Annotated in this window: 20 protein-coding genes; 12 read left to right on the forward strand and 8 right to left on the reverse strand. The window is 67.8% G+C overall.

Annotated features, from left to right (window positions below; translation table 11 throughout):
- Nucleotides 1-18: 18 nt before the first annotated feature.
- The 6 genes from VGV58_RS18190 to VGV58_RS18215 all read right to left on the reverse strand — a co-directional run bounded on the left by VGV58_RS18190 (nucleotide 19) and on the right by VGV58_RS18215 (nucleotide 7,926).
- Nucleotides 19-1,734: a putative 2-aminoethylphosphonate ABC transporter permease subunit gene (locus VGV58_RS18190; protein ID WP_326875436.1), complete on the reverse strand. Its 1,716-nt coding sequence runs from the start codon at nucleotides 1,732-1,734 to the stop codon at nucleotides 19-21.
- Nucleotides 1,731-2,822 carry a putative 2-aminoethylphosphonate ABC transporter ATP-binding protein gene (locus tag VGV58_RS18195; RefSeq protein ID WP_326875437.1) on the reverse strand — a complete coding sequence of 364 codons (1,092 nt, stop codon included), beginning with the start codon at nucleotides 2,820-2,822 and terminating at the stop codon, nucleotides 1,731-1,733. The genes VGV58_RS18190 and VGV58_RS18195 overlap by 4 nt, the downstream gene beginning before the upstream one ends.
- 113 nt (nucleotides 2,823-2,935) lie before the next feature.
- Nucleotides 2,936-3,955: a putative 2-aminoethylphosphonate ABC transporter substrate-binding protein gene (locus VGV58_RS18200; protein ID WP_326875438.1), complete on the reverse strand. Its 1,020-nt coding sequence runs from the start codon at nucleotides 3,953-3,955 to the stop codon at nucleotides 2,936-2,938.
- Nucleotides 3,956-4,062: 107 nt separating this feature from the next.
- Nucleotides 4,063-5,514: a phosphonoacetaldehyde dehydrogenase gene (gene phnY, locus VGV58_RS18205; RefSeq protein WP_326875439.1), complete on the reverse strand. Its 1,452-nt coding sequence runs from the start codon at nucleotides 5,512-5,514 to the stop codon at nucleotides 4,063-4,065.
- A gap of 2 nt (nucleotides 5,515-5,516) precedes the next feature.
- Nucleotides 5,517-6,770, reverse strand: coding sequence for a phosphonoacetate hydrolase (gene phnA / locus VGV58_RS18210; RefSeq protein WP_326875440.1), 1,254 nt, complete (start codon nucleotides 6,768-6,770; stop codon nucleotides 5,517-5,519).
- 10 nt (nucleotides 6,771-6,780) lie between these two features.
- Nucleotides 6,781-7,926, reverse strand: coding sequence for a 2-aminoethylphosphonate--pyruvate transaminase (locus tag VGV58_RS18215; RefSeq protein ID WP_326875441.1), 1,146 nt, complete (start codon nucleotides 7,924-7,926; stop codon nucleotides 6,781-6,783).
- 105 nt (nucleotides 7,927-8,031) lie between these two features.
- Here VGV58_RS18215 and VGV58_RS18220 point away from each other — a divergent pair, with 105 nt between their 5' ends.
- Nucleotides 8,032-8,898: a LysR substrate-binding domain-containing protein gene (locus VGV58_RS18220; RefSeq protein ID WP_326875442.1), complete on the forward strand. Its 867-nt coding sequence runs from the start codon at nucleotides 8,032-8,034 to the stop codon at nucleotides 8,896-8,898.
- Between the two features lie 66 nt (nucleotides 8,899-8,964).
- Here VGV58_RS18220 and VGV58_RS18225 read toward each other — a convergent pair whose 3' ends face one another.
- On the reverse strand, nucleotides 8,965-9,519 hold the full coding sequence (locus VGV58_RS18225) for a helix-turn-helix domain-containing protein (RefSeq protein ID WP_326875443.1): 555 nt from the start codon (nucleotides 9,517-9,519) through the stop codon (nucleotides 8,965-8,967).
- A gap of 71 nt (nucleotides 9,520-9,590) precedes the next feature.
- On the opposite strand from VGV58_RS18225, the gene VGV58_RS18230 reads away from it, so the two are divergent.
- The gene (locus VGV58_RS18230; protein ID WP_326875444.1) at nucleotides 9,591-10,994 is read left to right on the forward strand and encodes an L-lactate permease; all 1,404 of its coding nucleotides are present in this window, start codon (nucleotides 9,591-9,593) and stop codon (nucleotides 10,992-10,994) included.
- A 23-nt stretch (nucleotides 10,995-11,017) separates the two neighbouring features.
- Here VGV58_RS18230 and VGV58_RS18235 read toward each other — a convergent pair whose 3' ends face one another.
- Nucleotides 11,018-11,740: a GntR family transcriptional regulator gene (locus VGV58_RS18235; RefSeq protein WP_326875445.1), complete on the reverse strand. Its 723-nt coding sequence runs from the start codon at nucleotides 11,738-11,740 to the stop codon at nucleotides 11,018-11,020.
- A gap of 267 nt (nucleotides 11,741-12,007) precedes the next feature.
- On the opposite strand from VGV58_RS18235, the gene VGV58_RS18240 reads away from it, so the two are divergent.
- From VGV58_RS18240 to VGV58_RS18285, 10 genes are all read left to right on the forward strand, one after another.
- Entirely contained in the window at nucleotides 12,008-13,201 is a 1,194-nt protein-coding gene (locus VGV58_RS18240; protein ID WP_326875446.1) for a CaiB/BaiF CoA transferase family protein, read from the forward strand.
- 25 nt (nucleotides 13,202-13,226) lie between these two features.
- Complete coding sequence (locus VGV58_RS18245; RefSeq protein WP_326875447.1) at nucleotides 13,227-14,387, forward strand: acyl-CoA dehydrogenase family protein; 1,161 nt, start codon at nucleotides 13,227-13,229, stop codon at nucleotides 14,385-14,387.
- 23 nt (nucleotides 14,388-14,410) lie between these two features.
- On the forward strand, nucleotides 14,411-15,826 hold the full coding sequence (locus VGV58_RS18250) for an MmgE/PrpD family protein (RefSeq protein WP_326875448.1): 1,416 nt from the start codon (nucleotides 14,411-14,413) through the stop codon (nucleotides 15,824-15,826).
- 22 nt (nucleotides 15,827-15,848) lie between these two features.
- The gene (locus VGV58_RS18255) at nucleotides 15,849-16,646 is read left to right on the forward strand and encodes an enoyl-CoA hydratase/isomerase family protein (protein ID WP_326875449.1); all 798 of its coding nucleotides are present in this window, start codon (nucleotides 15,849-15,851) and stop codon (nucleotides 16,644-16,646) included.
- Nucleotides 16,647-16,651: 5 nt separating this feature from the next.
- Nucleotides 16,652-17,587 (forward strand): hydroxymethylglutaryl-CoA lyase, encoded by a 936-nt coding sequence (locus tag VGV58_RS18260; RefSeq protein WP_326875450.1) that lies wholly within the window; start codon nucleotides 16,652-16,654, stop codon nucleotides 17,585-17,587.
- A gap of 65 nt (nucleotides 17,588-17,652) precedes the next feature.
- Entirely contained in the window at nucleotides 17,653-18,645 is a 993-nt protein-coding gene (locus tag VGV58_RS18265; RefSeq protein ID WP_326875451.1) for a Bug family tripartite tricarboxylate transporter substrate binding protein, read from the forward strand.
- 34 nt (nucleotides 18,646-18,679) lie between these two features.
- Entirely contained in the window at nucleotides 18,680-19,654 is a 975-nt protein-coding gene (locus tag VGV58_RS18270) for a quinone oxidoreductase family protein (RefSeq protein ID WP_326875452.1), read from the forward strand.
- 264 nt (nucleotides 19,655-19,918) lie between these two features.
- Nucleotides 19,919-21,124 (forward strand): ABC transporter substrate-binding protein, encoded by a 1,206-nt coding sequence (locus VGV58_RS18275; RefSeq protein ID WP_326875453.1) that lies wholly within the window; start codon nucleotides 19,919-19,921, stop codon nucleotides 21,122-21,124.
- A gap of 38 nt (nucleotides 21,125-21,162) precedes the next feature.
- Nucleotides 21,163-22,818, forward strand: coding sequence for a GMC family oxidoreductase (locus VGV58_RS18280; protein ID WP_465247886.1), 1,656 nt, complete (start codon nucleotides 21,163-21,165; stop codon nucleotides 22,816-22,818).
- On the forward strand, nucleotides 22,815-24,182 hold the full coding sequence (locus tag VGV58_RS18285) for an aldehyde dehydrogenase family protein (RefSeq protein WP_326875455.1): 1,368 nt from the start codon (nucleotides 22,815-22,817) through the stop codon (nucleotides 24,180-24,182). Before VGV58_RS18280 ends, VGV58_RS18285 begins: the two co-directional genes overlap by 4 nt.
- Nucleotides 24,183-24,197: the final 15 nt, after the last annotated feature.

Raw genomic sequence — 24,197 nt, forward strand, 5'->3', positions numbered from 1 at the left:
GCAACGCGCCCGGAGGAGCTAGCGCTGGCGCCAGCGTTGCAGGCGTCCGAACACCAATCGGTCGAGCCCGACATGAGCGAGCTTCACGGCGATGGCGGTCAGCATGATCACGCTCGCCATGCCGGCGGCCGAGGCGATGGCGCCGGCCTCGTCCATGTGGACGATGGCGATCGAGGCGAGCTTGGTGTCGGCGCCGTAGAGGAAGATCACGGCCGAGACCGTGGTCAACGCGTTGACGAAGACATAGACGGCGATGTCGAGGATCGCCGGCAGGCAGATCGGCGCGGTGACGCGCCGGAAGGTCGACCAGAACGGCACCTTGAGCGAGGCGGAAACCGATTCGAACTCGCCGTCGATCTGCTTCAGGCTGGTCAGGGCGGTGATGTGCCCGACCGTGTAGAAATGGGCGATCGTGTTGATCACCAGGATCGTCAGCGTCCCGTAGAGAAAGCCGAGCGGGTTCCAGCCGGCATTGAAGAAGAAGACGTAGCCGAGACCGAGCACGAGCCCCGGCACCGCCATCGGCAGCATCGCCAGGAACTGCGCGAAGGCGCGCAGGCGCGGGAACAGCTTCAGCTTCTCGATCAGATAGGCGCCGGTGAAGATCAGCGCCGTGCCGATCACCGCGGTCAGCGAGGCCAGCAGCAGCGAATTGCCATAGGTCGTCCAGCCCTCGGGGTCGACCGCGGCGAAGTCGTAATTATTCAGCGTCAGCGACAGGTTGTAGGGCCAGTATTTGACGAAAGAGCCCCAGATCGCGATGCCGTAGGGGCCGACGATGGCGAGCGCCGTCACGCTGACGAAGGCGAGAAGCGCAAGGTCGCGGCGCCGGTCGGGCCGCGGCGCATAGGGCACGGCGCGGGCCGAGAGCATGGCGCTCTGCCGGCGCTGGACGGCGCGGTCGACGAAGAAGGCGAGTACGGCCGGCACCAAAAGGATGATGCCGACGACGGCGCCCATCGGGAAGTTCTGCTGGCCGACGACCTGGCGATAGGCATCGGTCGCCAGCACGCTGAACTGCCCGCCGATCACCTTGGGAATGCCGAAATCGGTGATCACCAGCGTGAAGACCACGAAGGCCGCGCTGATCACGCCATAGCGCGCGCCCGGCAGCGTGATCGTATGGAAGATGCGCCAGCGCGTCGTGCCCATCGCCTCGGCCGCCTCGCGCAGCCGGCCGTCAGACAGGCTGAGCGCCGTGACCAGGATCAGCACGGCATGGGGGAAGCTGTAGAGCGCCTCGGCGCCGATGATGCCGACCGGCCCATAGAGTGAGGCGCCCATCATCCAGGATTTGAGCAGGCCCTGATTGCCGAAGATGTAGATCAGCGCCAAGCCCGACAGCAGCGAGGGCGCGAAGACCGGCACCATCGCCGCGGCATAGAACAGTCCGCGGCCGGGAATGCAGCTGCGGCGCAGCGCGTAGGCGTAGAGAAAGGCGAGCGGCAGCACGATTGCGGTGGTGACGCTGGCGACGAGCACGCTGTTGGTCAGCGAGGAGAGCAGCGTCGGCGTCGTCGCATAGCTGACGAAGTTCGCCAGCCCGACGAAGCGCCCTTGGGTATCCTCCAGGCTCTTGGAGAGCAGCGCCCAGAGCGGCAAAGCGATGATCAGGATGAGCACCGCGCACAGCGCCAGGATCAGCACGCCTGCGACATGGCGTTCGCTGAGCCGCGGCGGCGAGAGCTTCACGGTGGCATTCGTCATCGTCAGCGGTGTCGCGGCATGGCTCATCGACCACCCCCGGCAAAGACGTGCAGCGCCTCGGGCGGAAAGGCAACCGTGCGCACCTGTCCCGGCAGGATGCCGAGATCGCGCATCGCATTGGTCGAGAAATCGGCGGCGATCCGCGTCGAGCGCGAATTCGTCGGCTCCAGATGCGCCCGGCAATAGGAGCCGAGGAAGGAGAGATCGCCGATCGTCGCATCGAAGCGGTTCGGAGTCTCGGCCGTGATCGAGCGGGTGCGGACCTCTTCGGGGCGCATGGCGAGCCGCACCGGCGTGCCCACGCTGAACGGCGCGGCATTGGCGACGAGCAGGTCGAGTTCGCCGACGCGTACCTGGCCCGGCCCGGTGACGACGGCGTCGAGGAAGGTCATATGGCCGACGAAATCGGCGACGAAGGGCGTGCGCGGGCGGCGGTAGATCTCCTCGGGCGTGCCGACCTGCTCGACGGCGCCGTTGCTCATCACGACGATGCGGTCGGCCATGGCGAGCGCCTCCTCCTGGTCGTGCGTCACCATGATCGTGGTCACACCGAGGCGCTGCTGGAGGGAGCGCATCTCGTCACGCAGCCTGAGCCTGACCTTGGCGTCGAGCGCCGAGAGCGGCTCGTCGAGCAGCAGCAGTTCCGGCGAGGTTGCGAGCGCGCGGGCGAGCGCCACGCGCTGCTGCTGGCCGCCCGAAAGCTGGATCGGGTATTTCTTGCTCTGGTCGGGCAGGCCGACGAGCGCGAGCAGTTCATCGACGCGCCGGGAGATCTCGGCCGACGGGCGGCGCCGGTTGACCAGGCCGTAGCCGACATTGTCGGCGACGGTCAGGTTCGGGAACAGCGCATAGGACTGGAAGACGATGCCGAAATCGCGCTCGGCAGGGCTCGCACGGGAAACGTCGCGCCCACCCATCTGGATGCTGCCGCTGTCCTGCAAATCGAGGCCGGCGATCGCACGCAGCAGGGTGGTCTTGCCGCAGCCCGACGGGCCGAGGAAGCAGACGAACTCGCCGCGGTGGATATCGAGATCGATGCTGCGCAGGGCCTGGAAGGCGCCGAAGCTCTTGGCGAGCTTGCGGATCGAGATAAACGGAGCCGTGTTCGTGCTCATCGTGCCGACCTTCATCTGAACGCGCAGCTGGCTTTGGGCGCGATCTGCCATCGCGCCTTGCATGAATCGCGCCGGCAGGGCCCGCCGCGGCGAGCCATGCCGGCGCGGTGGCATCAGTTCTTCGGCGCCGCCTTCGACTCGTAGCGCTTCGACCATTCGGCAAGGACGCGGTCGCGGTTATCGGCCATCCAGGACAGGTCGTTCCTGATCATCCCCGCTTCGGCATTGGCGGGATAATTGGCCGGCTTGTTCTCGACACCGCGCGCGGCGACGATGGCATAGGTCTTGGAATAGAGCTCGTTGGCCTCCTTGGTGGTCGACCAGTCGGCGATCTTCTTGGCGACGCCGAGGTTCTTGCTGCCCTTGACGATCGCGCTCGCCTCCATCTCCCAGCCGACGCCCTCCTTCGGGATCACCACCTCGATCGGTGCGCCCTTGCTCTTCTCGGAGGCGCCGCGCATGTCGAGCGCGAGGCCGACGGTACGCTCGCCGCGGGCAGCCTGGACGCAAGGCGCAGAGCCGGAATGCAGATAGGCGGCGATGTTCTCGTGCAGCCCGTCCATGAACTTCCAGCCCTCGGCCTCGCCCATGCTCTGCAGCCAGCCGGCGACCATCAGATAGCCGGTGCCGGACGAGGCCGGATGCGGCATCACGATCTTGCCCTTGAGGGCCGGGTTGAGCAGGTCCTTCCAGGAGGTCGGCACCGCAACGCCCTTGGCCTCGGCGGTGTTGAAGCAGACGACGCCGAGATAGGCGTCCATGCCGGTCCAGGTGTAGGGCTCGTTGCCGTCGCGGAAGACCGGCTTCAGCGCATCGGCACCGTTGGGCTTGTAGGCTTCGAGCAATCCGGCCTTCTCGAACATCAAGAGGCTCGAAGCGGCCAGGCCCATCACCATGTCGGCCCGCGGATTGTCCTTCTCGGCCAGGAAGCGGGCGGTGATGACGCCGGTGGAGTCGCGGACCCAGACCACCTCGGCCTCGGGCACGGCCTTCTCGATCGAAGCCTTGAACGGCGCGAGCTGGTCGTTCTCCAGGGCGGTATAGACCGTCACCTTCGTCTTCTGCGCCTGGGCGACGCCGGGAAGCGCGAGTGCAAAGGCGCCGACGAGGCAGGTAGCAAGCCAGTTCTTCATGATCTCATCCCCTCTTTATTGATCGGTTTGAACGCTCTTTCGACGTTTCTTCCCCATGACATGCAAAAACGCAGGCGGATCGCTCCGCCTGCGTCGGTCTTCTCAGGTCACGCGCTCCAGGGCATCGACCATGTCTTGACGTTGGTGAAGGACTTCATGGCCTCGACGACGCCCTCCTTGTAACCGAGGCCGGAGTCCTTGATGCCACCGAAGGGCGACATCTCGATCCGGTAGCCCGGAACCTCCCAGAGATTGACGGTACCGACCTCCAGCTCGGCGACGAAGCGCTGGATGTAGTCGTAGCGGTTGGTGCAGATGCCGGAAGACAGGCCATAGGCAGTCGAGTTCGAGATCGCGATGACCTTGGCGATGTCGTCGGGCACCCTGATGATCGGGATGACCGGGCCGAAGGTCTCCTCATGCACAAGCTCGCAGGTGTAGGGGATCTTGTCGACCACGGTCGGATGAAACAGCGCCCCTTCGGCGCGCTTGCCGTAGAGGACCTCTGCCCCCTTGGTCACCGCATCGTCGACACGGGCCTGGAAGAGCGCGGCCGAGCGGGCGTTGATGACGGTGCCGACATCGGTCGCCGGGTCCATCGGGTCGCCGCATTTGAGCTTCTTCGCCTTCTCGACGACGAGCTTGGAGAAGGCGTCGGCGATGCTCTCGACCACCAGGATGCGCTTCACCGCCGTGCAGCGCTGGCCCGAGTTCTTCGTCGCGCCAGTGACGGCAAGCTCGGCCGCCTTGTCGAGATCGGCATCCTCCATAACGATCAGCGGGTCGTTGCCGCCGAGTTCGAGCACGATGCGCTTGTAGCCGGCGGTATTGGCGATGTGCTTGCCGACCCGGACCGAGCCGGTGAAGGTCACCAGATCCGCATCGGGATCGGTGATCATCGCATCGCCCATGGTCGAGGGATTGCCGGTGACGACCGAGAGCATCTCCGGCGGCAATCCGGCCTCGTAGAGCACGTCGGCCAGCGCCAGCGCCGTCAGCGGCGTCAGCTCGGTCGGCTTCAGCACCAGGCGGTTATTGGTTGCGATCGCCGGCGCCAGCTTGTGGCTGACCATGTTGAGCGGGTGGTTGAACGGCGTGATCGCCGAGATCACCCCGAGCAGCGGCTGGCGCGTCGTGAAGATCTTGCGGGCCTTGCCGTTCGGCGAGATGTCGCAGGAGAACATCTCGCCATCGTCCTTGATGGAGAGCTGGGCCGCGAAGGACCAGACGTCATAGGCGCGGCTGGCCTCGTAGAGCGAGTCCTTCCAGCACAGGCCGGCCTCGGCGGTGATCAGCCGGGCGAACTCCTCCTTGCGGGCGAACAGGAGTTCGGCCGTCTTCTGCAGGATGCGCTGGCGCTCATAGCGGGTCAGCACCGGCTTGAACGCCTTGGCTTTGGCGAAGGCCTCGCGGACATGTTCCGGCCTTGCCGCGGGAATGAGCCCGACCACGCTGTCATCGTAGGGATTGCGGACCTCGACCATATCCTCGGTCGAGACCAGCTTGCCGGCGATGCGCATCGCCTCGCGCCGCACCGGCGGCTTCACGGTCGCGTTCATCGTCAGTGCACCAGGTTCAGGGCGACGTCGAAGACGTCGAAATTACGCAGGATACGCCCGTCCGGGACGGCGATCGGCCGGTTGGCGATCATCGGCACGCGCTGCTCGGTGATGCCGCCATGCGAGCGCAGCGGCTCGGTCAGGCCGGAGAGGTCGTGCCTATTGGGCGAGGTGCCGATCACCTTCTGCCGGGTCGAGATCGCGACGACGTCACCGATCCGGTCGGCCGGCAGTTCGAAGCGCTCGCAGGCCTCGGCCGCCGTCACTGCCAGGGCGATGCCGTCGAGGCCGGAGATGCGGGCAGCGACCTCTTCCTGGCTGGCCCCCTCGGGCAGGTAGACCGTGGCGAAGGAGCCGAGCGCACCATGGTGGACGACATAGGGGTCGGTGATCGGCAGGATCACCCGCATCGTGCCCTTGCCGTACCACTCGTCCATCAGGCTCTGCAGATAGACGACATCCGGCTCGCCATTGGCGAGGTGCTTGTCGTTCATGCCGTGATCGGCGGTGATGACGAGCGTGCAGCCGAGCGCATCGAGCTTGCCGACATAGCCGTCGAACATCGCATAGAAGCTGTCGGCCATCTCCGAGCCCGGCGCGGCCTTGTGCTGCACATAGTCGGTGGTCGAGAGGTACATCAGGTCCGGCTTGAAGCTCTCGAGCAGCTTGACGCCGGCAGCGAAGACGAACTCCGAAAGATCGGCCGAATAGACCGACGGCACCGGCATCCCAACGAAATCCAGCACCTTCTCGATGCCGTTCTCCGCCTTGTTGGCCTTGTCGGCCTTCTCCGAGGAGAAGGCGATCGCGGTGCCCGACCCGAAATCGAGGCCTTTGCCGAGCAGGGTCCTGAGCTTGTCCTTGGCGGTGACCATCGCGACCTTGAGGCCGGCCTTCTGGAACTCGGCGAGGATGGTCGGGGCGCGCAGGAAGCGCGCATCGTTCATCATCACCTCTTCCCTGGCCTCGCGGTCGTAGAAGAAGTTGCCGGCGATACCGTGAACCGCCGGCGGCCGGCCCGTGATGATCGAGAGGTTGTTCGGGTTGGTGAAGCTCGGGATCACCGAATAGGCGTAGGTGCTCGCCCCCGCCTTCATGATCCGGTCGAGGTTCGGGGTCAGCCCCTTGGCGCTGGCCGCCTCGATATAGGCCGGCTCCGAGCCGTCCATGCAGATCACCACCGTCGGACGAGCCGGGCGGGCATAGCCGCGGCCATTGGCGATGACCGCGCCGTCGATTTTCGTATGGACCGTCATGATGTGCTCCTCAGGCGGCCGACTTCAGGCCGACGCCCATCTCGTCGAGGACCGACGACACGGTGGCGACGAAATTGCGCATGTCCTGCGCGCCGAGCGCGCCGATGCAGCCGATCCGGAAGCTGTCGGCGACTGTGAGCTTGCCGGGATAGATGACGTAGCCGGCGTCCTTCAGCGCGTCGTAGAAGCTCTGGAACACGAAGTTCTTGTCCTGCGGCATGTGGAAGGTGACGATGATCGGCGCCTGCCGGGCCGGCGGCAGCAGCGTGCGGAAGCCGAGCTCCTGCATGCCCTCGATCAGGATGCGGGCATTGTCGGCATAGCGTTCGCCGCGCCCGGCGACGCCGCCCTCGGCCCAGAACTCCTGCAGCGCCGCATGGAAGGCGACGATGACGTGGATCGGTGGGGTGAAGCGGTACTGACCGGTGCGCTCGAAGCCGGCGTTCTGGTCATGGAGGTCGAGCACCAGCGTGGTGGCGTTGCCCTTGGTCTCGGCCAGCGCGCTCTTGCGGGCAATGACGAAGCCGAGGCCGGGAACGCCCTGGATGCACTTGTTCGAGGAGGCCGCGACCGCGTCGAAATAGACCTCGCGGCTGTCGAGCGGCAGGGCGCCGAAGGCGCTCATCGAGTCGATCAGCAGCCGGCGGCCATGGCGCTTGACCAACGCGGCGACCGCCTCGACCGGGTTGCGGATGCCGCTGGTGGTCTCGCAATGGACGGTGAAGACGTGAGTGATGCCGGCGTCCGCCACCAGCATGCGATCGACCTCGGCGAGATCGGGCGGCGTGTCCTCGGCGGTCTCGTGGACGACGACGGCGCGCCCAGCGATCTCCACGATGCGCTTGGCGCGCTGGCCATAGGCGCCGTTGATCAGTACCAGGATCTTGCCGTCGCGCGGCACGAAGGTCGTCAGCATCGCCTCGACGGCGAAGGTGCCCGAACCCTGCATCGGCACGGTGACGAAGTCCTCGCCGCCATGGATGACCTTCGGCAATTCCTCGAGAACCGCCTTGTTGATCCCGACGAACGTGGCGTCGCGAGAGCCCCAGTCGTGCACCATCGCTTCCTTGATGGCCTTGCTCGTCGTCAGCGGACCGGGCGTCAGCAGAAGAGGATCACCGGTTTCGGAGGAGGCAGGGCGACGGGCCTGGGCCATGATGGTCTCGCGATGTCGTTGCGGCGGGTGATCTCGACGCTAGGATCGCGGTTGACATAGGTCCAATACATCGTTTCCATATCATCCATAGATAGGATCTATGGCATGGCCATCAGCTATTCTGGGCTCTCCGCCTTCCATGCCGTGGCCGAGGCGCAGAGCTTCACCGGCGCCGCCAGGACGCGCAATGTCAGCCAGCCGACCCTCTCCGCCCAGGTCCGCGGGCTGGAGGACGCCTATGGCGTCAGGCTGTTCGATCGCGCCGGCAGGCAGGTGAAGCTGACCCCGCTGGGGCAGAGCCTGTTCGTCATCACGGCCAGGCTGTTCGCGGCCGAGGACGAAGCCCAGTCCCTGCTCGCCGGCAGCCGCACGCTGCAGCGGGGACATCTGCGGATCGCGGCCGACAGCGCCACCCATGTCATGGCCACCCTCGCCCGCATGCGCGAGCGCTATCCGGGCCTGACCTTCTCGCTGACGATCGGCAACTCCTCGGAGGTCGTCGACCAGATCATGGACTTCGCCGCCGATGTTGCGATCACCGCACGCGCCAATTCCGACCCGCGCATCTACAGCATCAAGCTGCGCTCGGACGATCTCGTCGCCTTCGTCTCGGACCAGCATGAGCTGGCAAGGCACGAGCACTTGCCGATCGAGGCCTTTGCCGGCCAGGACATCGTCCTGCGCGAGCGCGGCTCGATCACCCGGGAGGTCTTCGAGAACCGGCTGTCGGTCGCCGGGATCAAGCCGGCGAACCTGCTGGAAGTGCAGTCGCGCGAGGCCGTCCGCGAGGCCGTCGCCTTCGGCTTCGGCATCGGCGTGGTCTTCGCCTCCGAGTTCAGGCCGGAAGCCGGCCTGAAGCGCATCGTCATCACCGGCGCCGAGTTCGATGTCGGCGAATACGTCGTCTGCCGGGCGGAACGCCAGCGCCTGCCGCTCGTGCGCAGTTTCTTCGAGACGGTTCAGGACCTCTGAAGGGCGGCCTCGCCGGGGAAACTCGCACCATCAGGCTCAGGGCGCCAGCTTCGCCGAGCCGTGCCGTCAGGGACCGAGAACCGTGAGGAGGATGCGCGCCGGCAGGTCGCCGACATTCCTGAACCAATGCTCGGTATCGACCAGCACCGTCGCGGTGTCGCCGGCTTCCAGCGTGATCGTTTCCTGCCCGGCGTGGATCTCGAGACGGCCGGCGAGGATATGGAAGATCTCGCGGGTTCCAGGCTTGTGTGCAGCGAAGCGGCTCGAGGTCGCCCCCGGCGGAACACCGTAAGACAGAAGCTCGACATCCGGGCTGGGCCGCGCCAGCGCCAGCCGCTCGATCCCTGTCGCCTCATCATAGAAGCGCAGATTCTCGCCCGCACGGGTGATCTCGGCGTTGTCTCGCTCCACCAGCTCCGCCAGCTCCAGGCCGAGCCCCCGCGCGATGGCGATCGCGTTGCGCAATGTCGGGCTGAGCAGCCCGCGCTCGACCCGCGACAGCGCTGCCGCCGAAACGCCACTCGTCCCGGCGAGCTGGTCAAGCGTCACGCCGAGCTGCGTGCGGCGCGTGCGCACCGCATTGCCGAACCGGACATCCTGGTCCTGCGACTCTGCCTCCACGCTACGCCTCCGCGCTTGACAATTTGCATATTAGCAAAAATAATTTCTTATCTGCAAATTGAGATTGCCCCATGTCCACCTTCCTCAGCGCGCTGCCGGCGCTGTCCACCGTTCTAGCTCTCGCCTTCGGAGCGCGCTCGCTCCACGCCGCCCTTCTGGGCGTGGGCACTGCCGCGCTCGCTATCCTGCTCGCCTTTCCGCTCTCGCCGGACAGCATCCTGCCCACCACCTTGCGCTGGACCCCCATCCTGATGGAAGTCCTGCTGATCGTCGCAGGCGGGCTGCTGCTGTCGGAGGTTCTGCGGCAGGCCGGTGGGCAGGCTGCGCTGGCGAGCTGGATCCGCGGACGCGCCGGCCAGGGCGTCGGCGCCATCCTGCTGGTCGTGCACGGCGTCACCCCCTTCGCTGAGTCGCTGACCGGCTTCGGCATCGGCGTGACCATCGGTATACCCTTGCTGGCGCATTTCGGCCTGCCAGCGCGCAAGGTGGCGGTGATCGGCCTGCTCGGCCTGTGCGCCGTGCCATGGGGCTCGATGGGGCCGGGAACGCTGATCGCGGCGACCATGTCCGGGCTCTCCTTTCATGATCTGGGCGTCGCATCCGCGGCGATCAGCATCATCCCCTTCGTAGTGACCGGGGTTACCGCCGCCTGGCTCGCGGCCTCGCCAAAGGAGCGCGGCAAGGCTGTCCTGCAGGGGGCGCTATCCGGCGTCGCGCTGACGCTCGCGATCGCGGCCGCCAACCTCCTGTTCGGAACGGCGCCCGCTGGCGCCATCGGCGCGCTCGTCATGATTGTCCTGCATGTCCTCGCCGGGCATCGGCGCGGCGGCACCGTGCAGCTCGAAGCCGTCGGGAACCGGGCACTGTGGAGCTACGCCATTCTGCTCGGCGGCGTGCTGATCGCCGGCTGGGCCGTGCGCACGAGCGGTCTCTCGGAGAACTGGCGCTATCTCGGCTCGCCTGCGCTCTGGCTGTTCATCGCCGCAGCCTGGTTCGCGCGCGGCCGGCCTGCGCCTCAGTCCTTGCGCAAGGCCTGGGCGTCCTGGCGCGAGGTTGCGCCAGTCACGGGCCTGTTCATCCTGCTCGGCATCCTGATGGCGGTGTCGGGCATGGCGGCGCACCTGGCCCGGACCCTGGCGGGAGCCGGCACGGCCTACCTCGCCGCTGCCCCGTTCGTCGGCGCGGTCGGCGGCTTCGTCACCGGCTCCAACGCCGGCGCGAATGCGATGTTTGCGACCACCCAGGCCGAGATCGCGCGCTCGCTCGGCGTCGACGTGCTCTGGTTCATGGCGATCCACAACGTCGCGGCGGCCTTCCTGCTCATGGCCTCGCCGGGCAAGATCGAGATGGCCGTGCAGCTGTCGCCGGCTGGAGCGGCCGAGCATCGGCGCTGGGTCCAGCTGGCGGCGCTGGGCGTCGCCCTCGTCGTCGTCTCGGCGCTGGCAGTGCTGAACATCATCCTCGGTGGACGCTGAGCGACTTGCTGAACGCAGCGCTGTCAGGCCCGCTGGCGGATGATGCTGTGCATCGAGAAGCGCTCGGCCGGGTAGATGTTGTGCGAGATCTCGAAGATCGTGTTCGGATGCGCGACATAGCGGCGCTTGACCACCAGTGCAGCGCTGTGCGGCTGCGCCTTCAGCACCGCGGCGAGCTTCGGTGAGAGGTTCGTCGCGGTGATCGCCTGCTCGACATGGTCGAGGCGCAGGCCGAACTGCTCGAGCACGATCTCGTAGATCGCCCGGTCGCCGCGCTGGACCTGGTCGCGATCCGGCGTGAAGCGCTCCGGCACCGCGACCTCGGACCAGCACAGCGGGGCGCCGTCGCTGCGGGTGGAACGCAGGCCGGCGACCCGGAACCAGCGCTTGTCGGGAAGCTCCGAGAACTCGTCCGAACCGGTGACGAAGCCCTCATAATCGATCGCGAGCGTCGTGCTCTGCGCGAAATCGAACAGGCTGCGGATGTCGCGCATGCTGTGCACGTAATGCGACACCGGCTTGTGCGAGAGCACGACCGTGCCGGTCTTGCGGCGGCGGCCCAGCAATCCCTGCTCGGTCAGGACCTTCATCGCCTCGCGGATGGTGTGGCGGCCGACGTCGAAGCGCTCCTGCAGCTCCTGCTCGCTCGGGAAACGCGCCCCGAGCGGATAGAGCCCCCGCGCGATCTCCTCGGACAATTCGGCCGCGAGCGCGGCATGCCGTGAGCCTGACTGCTGCTTGTCCATAGTGCCGAATGATTAGCCGCCGGAGCGGCGATGCTAGGCATCGGACCAGCGGAATGGCAAGCGCCGACACCGGACATATTGCGGCTTTACGCCGGTTTTTCGCGCCCGGACCGGGCATCGCAGCAGGCCGCGCAAGCTCCGGATCATATCATTCGACAATAATGAAGCGTGACACTTGATCTCGATCGCCTCCCGTCATATTCGTCGAACAAATAGACCTCGACCGATGAGGCGGCCCTGCGGGGCAGCGATGCGACAGGGAGCGTCATGATCGAATCCGTCCTGGCCGGCCTGAAGGTCGTCGACCTCACGCAGAACGTGGCCGGGCCCTTCTGCACCCAGGTGCTCGGCGATTTCGGTGCCGAGGTCATCAAGGTCGAGCGCCCGGGCCGCGGCGACGACACGCGCGACTGGCGCCCGCCAGAAATTGGCGGCCAGTCTTCGACCTTCCTCTCGCTGAACCGCAACAAGCGCAGCGTCTGCATCGATCTCGACACGCCCGGCGGCATCAGCCTGCTGCGCGAGCTCGCCGCGGGTGCCGACATCTTCATCCATTCGATGAAGCCCGGCAGCGCCGAGGCGCGGGGCTTCGGCGCAGCGGAGCTGACGGGCCTCAATCCGCGCCTGATCTATTGCGCGATCAGCGCCTTCGGCCAGAACGGACCGCTGAGCCGTCTGCCCGGCTACGACCCGCTGATGCAGGCCTTCACCGGCGTGATGAGCGTGACCGGCAGCGAAGGCGACGATCCCGTGCGTGTCGGCGTCTCGCTGATCGATATCGGGACGGGGATGTGGGCGGCGCTCGGCATCTTCGCAGGCATCGTCCAGCGCGCCAGGACGGGCGTCGGAACGGTGGTCGAGGCCAGCCTGCTCGACACCGGCGTCAACTGGATGACCGTGTTCGTCGCGAGCTATCTCGCCACCGGCGCGCTGCCCCGCAAGATGGGATCGGCCATGGCGATGACGGCGCCCTATGAGCTGTTCCATGCCGAAGACGGGCAGGTCTTCATCGCCGCCGGCAATGACGGCCTGTTCCGCCGCGTCTGCGAGGGGCTGGGCGATGCCGCCCTCGCCGACGATCCGCGCTTTGCGACGAACCCGCTACGCGTCGCCAATCGCGAAGCTTTGCGCGCCGCCCTCACGGCGCTGACCTCCCGGCTCAAGGCCGGCGAGATCGTCGCGCGGCTGCGCCGGGCCGGAGCGCCCTGCAGCGAGATGCACGACGTCGCGCAGATGCTCGCGAACGAGCAGGTGCTGGCATCGGGGATGATCGCGCCCATGCCGGTCGACGGCGTGCCGGAGCATCGCGTCGTGGCGCTGCCGCTCAAGCTCGACGGGGCGCGCAACGGGCCGCCCCGCCCTCCCCCAGAGCTGGGCGGCGACACGGCCGCGGTGCTGGCCGAATTCGGCATCGGAACGCAGCGGCTCGCGCAATTGCGCGCTGCCGGAACCATCGGCTGAGGCACAGGCCGGGACGAGGCGAGAGATGGACTTCGACTACACGCAGACACAGCAGGAGATCCGCGAGGCGGTTCGCAGGCTCTGCACCGAATACGGCCCGGACTACTGGCTGACCTGTGACGAGCAGGGCGCCTACCCGGAAGCCTTTGTCCAGGCCATGACCGAGGCCGGCTGGCTCGCGGCACTGATCCCGGAAGCCTATGGCGGCTCCGGGCTCGGCGTCATGGAGGCCTGCCTCATCCTCGAGGAGATCAACCGCTCCGGCGGTAACGGCGCCGCCTGCCACGCCCAGATGTACACGATGGCCTCGCTGCTCAATCACGGCAGCGAGGCCCAGAAGCGGAAGTACCTGCCGAAGATCGCCGATGGCACTCTCCGGCTGCAGGCCTTCGGCGTGACCGAGCCGGATGCCGGCTCGAACACGCTGAAGATCAAGACCTTCGCGCGGAAGGTGCCAGGCGGCTACGTCATCAACGGCCAGAAGATCTGGACCTCCCGCTACTTCCAGTCGCACATGTATCTGCTGATCGCGCGCACGACGCCGATCGAGGAGGTCGAAAAGAAGACCGACGGGCTCAGCCTCTTCCTCGTCGACATCGCCAAGGCCGGCGCCTCGCTCAAGGGCCGGCCGATCCGCACGATGATGAACCACCACACCAACGAGGTCTTCATCGACGATCTCGAGGTCGATGAGGAGGACCGCATCGGCGAGGAAGGCAAGGGCTTCCACTACCTCGTGGATTCCCTCAACTCCGAACGCCTGCTGGTCTGCAGTGAGTCACTCGGCGACGGCAAGTGGTTCGTCGAGCAGGCCTCGCGCTATGCCGGCGAACGGCGCGTCTTCGACCGGCCGATCGGCCAGAACCAGGGCATCCAGTTCCCGATCGCCAAAGCGCACATGAACGTCCAGGCGGCAGAGCTGATGCGCAACCGGGCGGCCGCATTGTTCGACCAGGGCAAGCCCTGCGGCACCGAGACCAACATGGCGAAATACCTCGCCACCGAAGCGAGCTGGGAAGCGGCCGAGGCCTGCATGACCACCTTCGGCGGCTATGGCGTCGCCTGCGAATACCATGTCGAGCGCAAGTGGAAGGAGGCGCGCCTGTTCCGCACGGCGCCGATCTCCAACAACCTGATCCTGGCGCAGATCGCCCAGCACGCGCTCGGCATGCCCCGCTCCTACTGACCGCAACCGCCCGGAGGACCGCGATGACGCTTCAACCCGGCAAACAGGCCGCCGCATCGGCGACACAGGACCTCGTCCGCTTCGTCACCTCCGCCACGGTCGACGAAACCGCGATCGCCCAATCGGTTTCGGTCGTGCTCGATACGCTGGCCGTGACCATTGCCGGCGCTGTCGAGCCGGGCCCGGCCGCCCTGCAAAGAGCACTGGAGCCCGATGCACGCGGCGGCGCCGTGCCCTCCTTCTGGACCGAGGCGAGCTATCGCGCCGACGATGCCGCAATGCTGTTCGGCATGGCGAGCCATGTGCTGGATTACGACGATGTCAGCATGCTGACCGTCTGCCATCCGAGCGCGCCGGTGCTCTCGGCCCTGCTGGCGGTGGCGCCCCGCGGTGAGACGAGCGGGCGCGACCTGCTCGAAGCCTTCGCGATCGGGACGGAAGTGCTGATCCGGCTCGGCCAGGCCATGGGCTTCCGTCATTACGCGCTGGGCTTCCATGCCACCGCCACCCTCGGCGCGGTCGGCGCGGCGGCGGCCTGCGCCAGGCTGATGAAGCTCGATGAAGGCCGCACCCGCCACGCCCTCGCGATCGCGGCCAGCCTGTCGTCCGGCCTGCGCAAGAACTTCGGCTCGATGGTGAAGTCGCTGCATGTCGGCATCGCCGCGGCGAACGGCCTGCGCGCTACGCGGCTGGCCGCGGCGGGTGTCGAGGGCGCGGCCGAGCCGATCGAGCGCGAGGGCTTCCTGCACGCCTTCTCCGGCGGCGAGACCGATCTCTGGCCGGTGGGGCTCACGCTCGGAGCGCCCTTCGCCATCGTCGAGCCCGGTTTCGAGCAGAAGCGCTATCCCTGCTGCTACATGCTGCACAAGATGATCGAGGCGACGCTGGCGCTGCGGCGCGAGCACGCTGTTGCCCTCGCCGACGTCGCAGCCATGCGGGTCGAGATGCCGCCGGGCGGGACCAAGCCGCTGATCCATCCCATCCCGAAGAGTGGCCTCAACGGCCTCTTCAGCGCGCCCTATGCCGTTATCGCCAGCCTCGCCGACGGTCGCATCGACCTGACGAGCTTCACCGACCCGGCGGTGCTGCGCCCGGACATCCAGGCGCGGCTCGCCGATGTAACCGTCGTCGAGGTGGCGGGAACAGCGCAGAAGGGCAGCGATCTCGGCAGCGCGCCGGTCACCGTGACGCTCGGCCTGCACGATGGTCGCACTTTGTCGCGGACGATCACCGCCTCGCCGGGGTCGCGCCAGGACCCGCTCACCGGCCCGCAGCTCGCAGCGAAATGGCTCGACTGCCTGCAGCGCGCGCAGCCGGCACTCGCCCGGGAGGACGCGCAGGCGCTGTTCACCGAGGGGATGTCGCTCGCCCGGCATGGCGAGGTCGGCGGCTGGCTGTCCCGCCTGCGCGGCAGCGCGGCGCGCCGGCAGGCGGCCTGATGCGGGAGCAGGAGCGATGCCGATGACGCAACACGCCTTCGAGACACTGAGGATCGACCGCACGCAGGAGCACGTGCTGGAGGTCACTCTCGCCCGACCCGCCGCGATGAATGCGCTCAATACCCAGATGGGCCGCGACCTCGTCGCGCTCTTCGAGGCGATCGCGCTCGATCCGGAGGGCCTGCGCTGCATCATCCTGACCGGAGAAGGCGAGAAGGCCTTCTGCGCCGGCGGCGACCTGAAGGAGCGCCGCGGCATGACCGACGAGCAATGGCAGCGCCAGCATGTCGTGTTCGAGCGCATGGTGCGCGCCTTGCTCGACTGCCCGGTTCCGCTGGTCGGCGCCGTCAACGGCGCGGCCTATGGCGGCGGCTGCGAGATCGCGGCGTGCTGCGACTTCCTCTATGCGGCGGAACATGCCCGCTTCGCCCAGAGCGAGGTGACGCTCGGCATCATGCCCGGCGGCGGCGGCACGCAGACGCTGCCGCGCGCGCTCGGCGAACGCCGGGCCAAGGAGCTGATCCTGACCGGCCGGCCCTTCACGGCGGCGCAGGCGGAGGAATGGGGCTTCGTCAACCGCGTGCTCCCGCTATCGGACCTGCTGCCGCAGAGCCGCGAGACCGCCGCCGCGATCGCCCGCAATGCGCCGATCGCCACGCGCCAGGCCAAGCTCTCCATCCATCGCGGGCTGCAGATGTCGCTGCGCGACGGGCTCGCCCTGGAGATCGAGGCCTATGCGAGGATGGTCCCGACGCAGGACCGCCATGAAGGCATCAGCGCCTTCAACGAAAAGCGTCCACCGCGCTTCGAGGGCCGGTGAGCGCCATGGCGGAACCCGTCCTGATCCGCGAGGTCGGCCTGCGCGACGGCCTGCAGATGGCGAAGACCGTCCTCTCGACCGCACAGAAGCTCGACTTCGCCCGCTCCGCCGTAGCAGCCGGCCTGCGCGAGATCGAGGCTACCTCCTTCGTGCCGGCCCATGTCATCCCGCAATTCGCCGATGCCGCCGAGGTCGCCGCCGGCGCGAAGGTGCTGGCAGGTGCAACGGTCTCGGCCCTGGTCGTCAACCTGAAGGGTGCGATCCGCGCCTTCGATGCCGGCCTGCGCAAGGTCAACTACGTCGTCTCGGCGAGCGAAGCGCACAGTCTCGCCAATGCCCGTCGCAGCACCGACGCCGCGCTGGCGGAGTTCGGGCTGATCGTCGCAGAGCGCCGCTCCCGCAACCTCGACGGTCAGGTCGTGCTCGGCTGCGGCATTGCCACGGCCTTCGGTTGCACATTGCAGGGCGAGGTCCCCGCAGCCCGTGTCGTCGCGATCGCCGAGACGCTCGCTTGCGAGGGCGCCGACGAGATCATGGCGGCCGACACCGTCGGCTATGGCGACCCGCGCCAGGTCCGCCATATGTTCGAAGCATTGTGCCGTACCGTCGGCACCATCCCGCTCGCCGCCCATTTCCATGACACCCGCGGCCTCGGCCTCGCCAATGTCGCGGCCGCGCTCGAAGCCGGCGTCCGCCGTTTCGACGCCTCGCTCGGCGGGCTCGGCGGCTGCCCTTTCGCCCCGGGCGCCACCGGCAATATCGGCACCGAGGACTGCGCCTTCATGCTCGAGGCAATGGGCTTCGACACCGGCATCGAGATCGAGGCCCTCCTGGCGCTGCGCCGCCGGCTCGAAAGCTGGCTTCCTGACGAGCGCTTCTCGGCCGGGATCGCCCGCGCGGGTCTGCCGAAAACCTTTCGTCGCATGGCGGCGCCCGACTGACCTCAGCGGATTCCAACGAAACCAAGCGGGCGAGCACAGCCCCGCACCAGCAGGGAGGGAAGACCATGAATCGCAGAGAATGCCTTCTGGGGCTGTCGACGCTGCCCTTGCTGGCCGGCGGAGCCGCGGCGCAGAGCTACCCGACCCGCTCGCCGATCATGGCCAATGGCTATCCGCCCGGCGGCTCGACCGACGTCGCCGCGCGGCTGATGATCGAGGGCATGGCGCCTGAGCTTTCCGGCCACCGCCTCGTTGTCGAGAACCGGCCGGGCGCAAGCGGCACCGTCGCCGCAACCTGGCTCACCCGGCAGCAGCCTGACGGCTACAGCCTGCTGCTGTCGGAATCCTCGTCCTTCGCGATCTGGCCCGCCATGCACGAGGCCGGCACGAAATACGACCCGCTCAAGGATTTCGACTGGGTCGGGACGGTCTGCACCGCGCCGATGGCGTTTATCGTCAGCCCCAATTTCCCGGCGAAGACGGTGGCCGAGGCGATCGAGCTGCTGCGTACGCCGAAATCGGCCGATCTCAATTATTCGAGCTCCGGCGCCGGCTCGATCCCGCATATCGGCTGCGAATTGCTGCGCCACCTGGTCGGCCCTTCCAACCAGTCGCGCCATGTGCCCTATCGCGGCGGCGCGCCGGCGGTGCTGAGCGTCTCGACCGGCGAGACAGCTTGGGGCGTCGCCTCGCTCGGCTCCGCCACCGGCCTTCTGGAAGGCGGCGCCCTCCGAGCGCTGGCCGTCACCAGCCCGCAGCGCTTCCCGCTCTTCCCGGATATCCCGACCTTCAACGAGCTCGGCTTCAAGGAGATGGAGCTGAACATCTACTATCTCATCCATGGTCCGGCGGGGCTGCCGCGCGACGTCCTCAGCCGGCTGAACCGGGCGAGCGCAGCCTCATTGAAGCAAGAGGTCACGCGCGAGCGCTTCCTGAAGGCCGGCATGGAGCCATGGGTCGGCGTCAACACGCCCGAGAGCACACGTGATATCGTCGCGGCCGAGAATGCGCGCTTCCGCGAGATCGGCAAGCGCACCGGCGTGAAGATCGCGGGCTGAGGCATCCGCCGGGCACAAGCAAGGATCGGGAGCAATGACCGCGGCAATCCTTCTGAGCGAGCATGGCGGGCCGGATCGGCTCGAACTCAGGCAGGTCGCCCTGTCCCCTCCGGGACCGGGCGAGCTCCGGCTGCGGCAGACCGCGGTCGGCGTCAATTTCCACGACGTCTATGTGCGCTCGGGCCTTTACCGCACGCTGCCCCTGCCCGGCATTCCCGGCATCGAGGCCAGCGGCGTGGTCGAAGGCCTCGGCGCCGGTGTCGACGGTTTCGCCGTCGGTGACAGGGTCTGCTACGTCACCGGCAGCTATGGCGCCTATGCCGCCGGGCGCAATCTGCCAGCGGCGCTGGCACTCAAGCTGCCGGCGGAGGTCGGCGACGAGGCCGCCGCCGCCACGATCCTCAAGGGCCTCACCGCCTGCATGCTGCTGCGCCATGAATACGCGGTCGGCCGAGGAGATTTCATCCTGGTCCACGCAGCGGCGGGCGGCGTCGGCCAGTTGCTTTGCCGCTGGGCACGGCATCTCGGCGCGACGGTCATCGCCACCGTCGGCGATGCCAGCAAGGAGGCGGTCGCGCGTGCCTGCGGTGCGCAGCATGTGATCACCGGCGCCATGGACGATCTCCCCGAGCGTGTCCGGCAGATCACAGGCGGCGAAGGCGTCGCCGTCGCCTATGATTCCGTCGGCCGCGACAGCTTCCAGGCCTCGCTGGCGAGCCTGGCCTGGTTCGGCAAGCTGGTGAATTTCGGCCAGAGCTCGGGGCCGGTCCCGCCCTTCGAAGTCTCGCAGCTCGCGGCCCGCTCGAACGCACTGTCACGGCCGATCGTGTTCCATTATCTGCGCGACCCAGCTCGGCTGCAGCGAATGGCGGGCGAGGTCTTCGCCCTGCTCGGCCAGGGCGTCCTCACGGCAGAGATCGCCCTGCGCCTGCCGCTCGCGGAGGCCAGCCGGGCACATGCCCTGCTGGAGGCACGCCGAACGATCGGGCCGACCATCCTGCTGCCCTGACCGACGCGTTCCGCCGCTGTCACAAGCCCCCTGCCGTGCCGGCCGCCTCGCGACCGTCTGCGGCCCGCGAAACCTATCGCAGGGGTGGTCGAGACCAGTTCTCGCAACCGGCGATCCGGGCTTCAGCATAAAAAGTCGAACAAAATACAAGAGCGCTGTCACCAGCTCTTGACAGCCATTCGCAACCCTTCCTTATTTGTCCGACATAAAGCGCGACGCCATGCAGCGCCGCACGTTCGGGGAAACGAAGAGAAGGGCCGTCCCATGCGCATCTCCCTCAGTCTCGCCGCTCTGGCGCTCTGCCTCTCCGGCGGCGCTGCAAGCGCCCAGGAGCGGGTCAAGCTCGGCGTCCTCAGCGACATGGGCGGTGTTTACGCCGACATCACCGGGCCGGGCTCCATCGCGGCCGCCCGGCTGGCGGTCGAGGATTTCGGCGGCAAGGTGCTGGGCCAGCCGATCGAGCTGGTCACGGCCGACCATCAGGCCAAGCCCGATGTCGGCTTGTCGATCGCGCGCGAATGGCTCGACAATCAGGGCGTCAGCGCCATCGTCGACGTGCCGGTATCCTCGATCGGCCTCGGCATCCAGGCACTGACCAAGGAGAAGCGGCGCGTCTTCCTCAACACCGCCGGCGCTTCCTCGGACTTCACCGGCAAGGCCTGCTCGCCCTATGCCACGCAATGGGCGATGGACACCTACACCATGGCCTCCAGCGCAGGGCGCGCCCTGGTCAAGGCCGGCGGCACCAAATGGTTCTTCATCACCGCCGACTACGCCTTCGGCCATGCGCTGGAGCGTGATGCCTCGGCCGCGGTCAAGGACGCCGGCGGCAGCGTCGCCGGCGGCGCCAAGCACCCGCTCAACAACCAGGACTTCGCCTCGCATCTGCTGCAGGCGCAATCCTCCGGCGCCAATGTCGTCGGCCTGGCGAACGGTACCGGCGACACCGTGCGCTCGATCAACCAGGCGCGCGAATTCGGCCTCACCGCCGCCGGCACCAAGATCGCCGCGCTGGTGCTGTTCATCAGCGACGTCCACGCGCTGGGCCTGAAGGCGGCGCAGGGCACGGTCGTGACCGAGTCCTTCTACTGGGACCGTACCGACAGCACCCGCGCCTGGGGCAAGCGCTTCATGGAGCGCAACAATGGCCGCGCGCCCGGCATGTACCATGCCGGGCTCTACAGCGCCGTGACGCATTATCTCAAGGCCGTCGAGAAGGCGGGGACGACCGATGCCGACAAGGTCTCCGCGGCGATGCGCGAGACGCCGATCAAGGACGCCCTGATCAGCAACGGCCATATCCGCGCCGATGGCAAGGTGATGCAGGACTACTTCCTGCTCGAGGTGAAGAAGCCGGAGGAGTCGAAGGGGCCGTGGGACTACTACAAGGTCCTCGCCACCGTTCCAGCCGAGGACGTCAGCAAGCCGCTGTCGCGCAGCGAATGCCCCGCCGTGAAGCTGCCGGGCTGAACCCGTATCCGCGGCGAGGAAGTGGCGGCGACACCGGCATGGAAGAGAGCTTCGACTATGTGATCGTCGGGGCCGGCTCGGCGGGATGCATCCTCGCCAACCGGCTCAGCGAGGATGGCCGCTATTCGGTCTGCGTCCTCGAGGCCGGTCCGCCCGACCGCAATCCCTACATCCATATCCCCGCCGGCTTCATTAAGACGCTGACCAATCCGGAGCTGACCTGGGCCTTCCCGAGCGAGGCGACCGCCTGGACCGGCGGCCGCAGCATCCCGCTGCGGACCGGCCGGACGCTGGGCGGGTCGAGCTCGATCAACGGCCATGTCTACAATCGCGGCCAGCGCGCCGATTTCGACATCTGGGCGCAGAAGGGCAATACCGGCTGGGCCTATGACGACGTACTGCCCTATTTCAACCGCAGCGAGACGCGTTCCGGTGCCAGCGGCCGGGGACAGGACGGAGCCCTCCCGGTCACCGACATCGACTGGCGCCATCCGCTCTGCGACGCCTTCGTCGCAGGGGTCGCCGGCCTCGGCCTGCCGCGGAACCCCGACTACAATGCCGGCCGGCAGGAGGGCGTCGGCTTCTACCAACGCCTCATCCGCGGGGGCCGGCGCGTCAGCTCCGCCCGCGCCTTCCTCAAGCCGATCCGGACACGGCCCAACCTGACGGTCCGGACCGATGCCCGCGTGCTGCGGATCATCATATCCGAAGGCCGGGCGAGCGGGCTCGTCTACGCCCATGGCCCTAATCTGACGCACACCCGCAGCATCTGCGCCCGGCGCGAGATCATATTGTCCAGCGGCACGCTCAATTCGCCCCGGCTGCTGCAGCTCTCTGGCATCGGCCCGGCCCCGCTGCTCGCCGAGCTCGGCCTGCCGCTGATCCATGCCAGGGCCGGCGTCGGCGAGAACCTGCAGGATCACTTCGCCGTCCGCCTCGTCGCCCGCATCCGCGGCGTCGACACGATCAACGACCGCGTGCGCGGCCCGCGCCTGCTCTGGGAGGGGCTGCGCTGGCTGGCCAGGCGGCCGAGCATCCTCGCGCTCAACCCCTCGCTCGCCTATGTCTTCGCCAAGTCGGACCCACTGCTCGACGACAGCGACCTGCAGTTCACCTTCACGCCGGCGAGCTATCGCGAGGGCTCGGTCGGCGTACTCGACGATTTCTCCGGCGTCACCTGCGGCGCCTGGCAACAGCGCCCGGAGAGTCGCGGCCATGTCAGGCTGCGCACGCCCGATCCGGTGCAGGCGCCGCTGGTTCAGCCGAACTATCTCCAGCATGAGCACGACCGGCGTGTGCTGGTCGCCGGGATCAGGCTGGCGCGCTCCTTCCTCGGCACGCCGGAGATGGCGCGCTATGTCGAGCGCGAGGAGCTGCCGGGTCCGCAGGCGCAGAGCGACGACGAACTGCTCGACTTCGCCCGCCAGCGCGGCTCGACGGTGTTCCACTTCACCGGCACCTGCAGGATGGGGCCGGCGAGCGATCCCTTCGCCGTCGTCGATCCGCAATTGCGGCTGATCGGCATCGACGGGCTGCGGATCGCAGACGCCTCGGTGATGCCCGATATCCCCTCTGCCAACACCAATGCAGCGACATTGATGATCGCCGAAAAGGCCGCTGCGATGATCATCGCGGCCCGGACCGGGCATCGGGCCAGCGGCATGTCCCCTTCGCCGATGCAGGTGGCGTCATGACCGATATCCCGCGGACAGGTTTCGTCGCCGGCGAGAAGGTTCCGCTCGACGCGGCAATGGTCGAGCGCGCCGTCGCGGGGCTGGCCGCCGCCGCCGGAACCGTCCGCGCGACCAGCAGCTTCGATCGGGCCGCTGTTCTCGACAAGGTTGCAGCGGCACTTGGCGCGGAGCTGGAGAGCATTGCGCGGAGCTTGGCCGAGGAGAGCGGCTATCTCGGCGTCACCGACATGAAGCTCGAGACGCAGCGTGCCATGGAGGTCTTCCAGCTCGCCGCAGCCTATGCCCGCGTCGGCACCTCGGAGACGCTCAATGTCGACGCGGTCGAGCGCGCCCGCGGCGCCGTCGCGCATATCCGGCGCGAGCCGATCGGACCGATCCTCGGCATCACCGCCTATAACGGGCCGCTGCTGATCTCCGCTCACAAGCTCGCGCCCGCGATCGCCGCCGGCGCGCCGATCCTGCTGAAGCCGTCGCCGCGTGTGCCACAAGCGGCAATCCGCCTGGCCGAGCTCGCGGTCCGCGCCGGCTGGCCCAGCGAGGCTGTCGCAGTCCTCGATCTCGACGATGCCGGGACGATGGCGCTGATCGAAGACCCGCGCCTGCCGGTGATCAGCTTCACCGGCGGCGGCTTTGGCTGGACGATCAAGGATCGCGTGCCGCGCAAGCACGTCCATCTCGAGCTCGGCGGCGTCGGAGCCGTCTTCGTCGCGGCCGACGCCAATGTCGAGGCCGCGGCCCGCGAATGCGCGGCGGCCGGCTTCGTGCGCTCCGGACAGTCCTGCATCTCGGTGCAGCGCATCTATGTCGAGCGCCCGGTCTATGACGAATTCGTCCGCCGCTTCGCCGAGCATGTCCGGCCGATGCTGCCCGGCGGCGCGGCCGCGATCAGCCCGATGGTCGACGAGGCCGCCGCCGGCCGCGTCATGGCGCTGATCGAGGATGCCCTGGCCAAGGGCGCGCAACTGGTCTGCGGCGGCAGCCTGGCACAAGCGGCGCTGGCGCCGACCGTGCTGGCGGGCGCCACCGGCGCGATGACGGTGATGCGGCGCGAGGCCTTCGGCCCGGTGGTTGCCGTGGCGCCGGTCGCCGGCGTCGAGGAGGCGATCACCGAGATCAATGCCGTCGAGGGTGCGATCCATCACGGCATCTACACCGCCGACATCGACACCGCCTTCGCCATGGCAGACCGCATCGAGGCGGGCGGCGTGATCATCAACGGCCCCGGCACCTGGCGCGTCGACCACATGCCCTATGGCGGAACCGGAACCTCCGGCTTCGGGCGCGAAGGCGTCCGCTATGCAGTCGAGGAATTCACGCGGCCGAAGGTCATCGTGGTGAGACCCTCCTTGCGGGCACGCGGCTGATCGCCGGAACGAAAT

Origin of the sequence: Allobosea sp. (assembly GCF_035944895.1) — a bacterium.
Taxonomy (GTDB): Bacteria; Pseudomonadota; Alphaproteobacteria; order Rhizobiales; family Beijerinckiaceae; genus Allobosea.

Excerpts from the sequence above, each read along its gene's own strand:
- VGV58_RS18230 (WP_326875444.1), top strand. The coding sequence starts at position 9,591 with ATGTCCACCTTCCTCAGCGCGCTGCCGGCGCTGTCCACCGTTCTAGCT.
- VGV58_RS18280 (WP_465247886.1), top strand. The coding sequence starts at position 21,163 with ATGGAAGAGAGCTTCGACTATGTGATCGTCGGGGCCGGCTCGGCGGGA.
- VGV58_RS18200 (WP_326875438.1), bottom strand. The coding sequence starts at position 3,955 with ATGAAGAACTGGCTTGCTACCTGCCTCGTCGGCGCCTTTGCACTCGCG.
- VGV58_RS18215 (WP_326875441.1), bottom strand. The coding sequence starts at position 7,926 with ATGGCCCAGGCCCGTCGCCCTGCCTCCTCCGAAACCGGTGATCCTCTT.
- VGV58_RS18250 (WP_326875448.1), top strand. The coding sequence starts at position 14,411 with ATGACGCTTCAACCCGGCAAACAGGCCGCCGCATCGGCGACACAGGAC.
- phnA (WP_326875440.1), bottom strand. The coding sequence starts at position 6,770 with ATGACGGTCCATACGAAAATCGACGGCGCGGTCATCGCCAATGGCCGC.
- VGV58_RS18275 (WP_326875453.1), top strand. The coding sequence starts at position 19,919 with ATGCGCATCTCCCTCAGTCTCGCCGCTCTGGCGCTCTGCCTCTCCGGC.
- VGV58_RS18245 (WP_326875447.1), top strand. The coding sequence starts at position 13,227 with ATGGACTTCGACTACACGCAGACACAGCAGGAGATCCGCGAGGCGGTT.
- VGV58_RS18235 (WP_326875445.1), bottom strand. The coding sequence starts at position 11,740 with ATGGACAAGCAGCAGTCAGGCTCACGGCATGCCGCGCTCGCGGCCGAA.
- VGV58_RS18265 (WP_326875451.1), top strand. The coding sequence starts at position 17,653 with ATGAATCGCAGAGAATGCCTTCTGGGGCTGTCGACGCTGCCCTTGCTG.
- VGV58_RS18255 (WP_326875449.1), top strand. The coding sequence starts at position 15,849 with ATGACGCAACACGCCTTCGAGACACTGAGGATCGACCGCACGCAGGAG.
- VGV58_RS18240 (WP_326875446.1), top strand. The coding sequence starts at position 12,008 with ATGATCGAATCCGTCCTGGCCGGCCTGAAGGTCGTCGACCTCACGCAG.
- VGV58_RS18260 (WP_326875450.1), top strand. The coding sequence starts at position 16,652 with ATGGCGGAACCCGTCCTGATCCGCGAGGTCGGCCTGCGCGACGGCCTG.
- VGV58_RS18220 (WP_326875442.1), top strand. The coding sequence starts at position 8,032 with ATGGCCATCAGCTATTCTGGGCTCTCCGCCTTCCATGCCGTGGCCGAG.
- VGV58_RS18285 (WP_326875455.1), top strand. The coding sequence starts at position 22,815 with ATGACCGATATCCCGCGGACAGGTTTCGTCGCCGGCGAGAAGGTTCCG.
- phnY (WP_326875439.1), bottom strand. The coding sequence starts at position 5,514 with ATGAACGCGACCGTGAAGCCGCCGGTGCGGCGCGAGGCGATGCGCATC.
- VGV58_RS18190 (WP_326875436.1), bottom strand. The coding sequence starts at position 1,734 with ATGAGCCATGCCGCGACACCGCTGACGATGACGAATGCCACCGTGAAG.
- VGV58_RS18270 (WP_326875452.1), top strand. The coding sequence starts at position 18,680 with ATGACCGCGGCAATCCTTCTGAGCGAGCATGGCGGGCCGGATCGGCTC.
- VGV58_RS18195 (WP_326875437.1), bottom strand. The coding sequence starts at position 2,822 with ATGAGCACGAACACGGCTCCGTTTATCTCGATCCGCAAGCTCGCCAAG.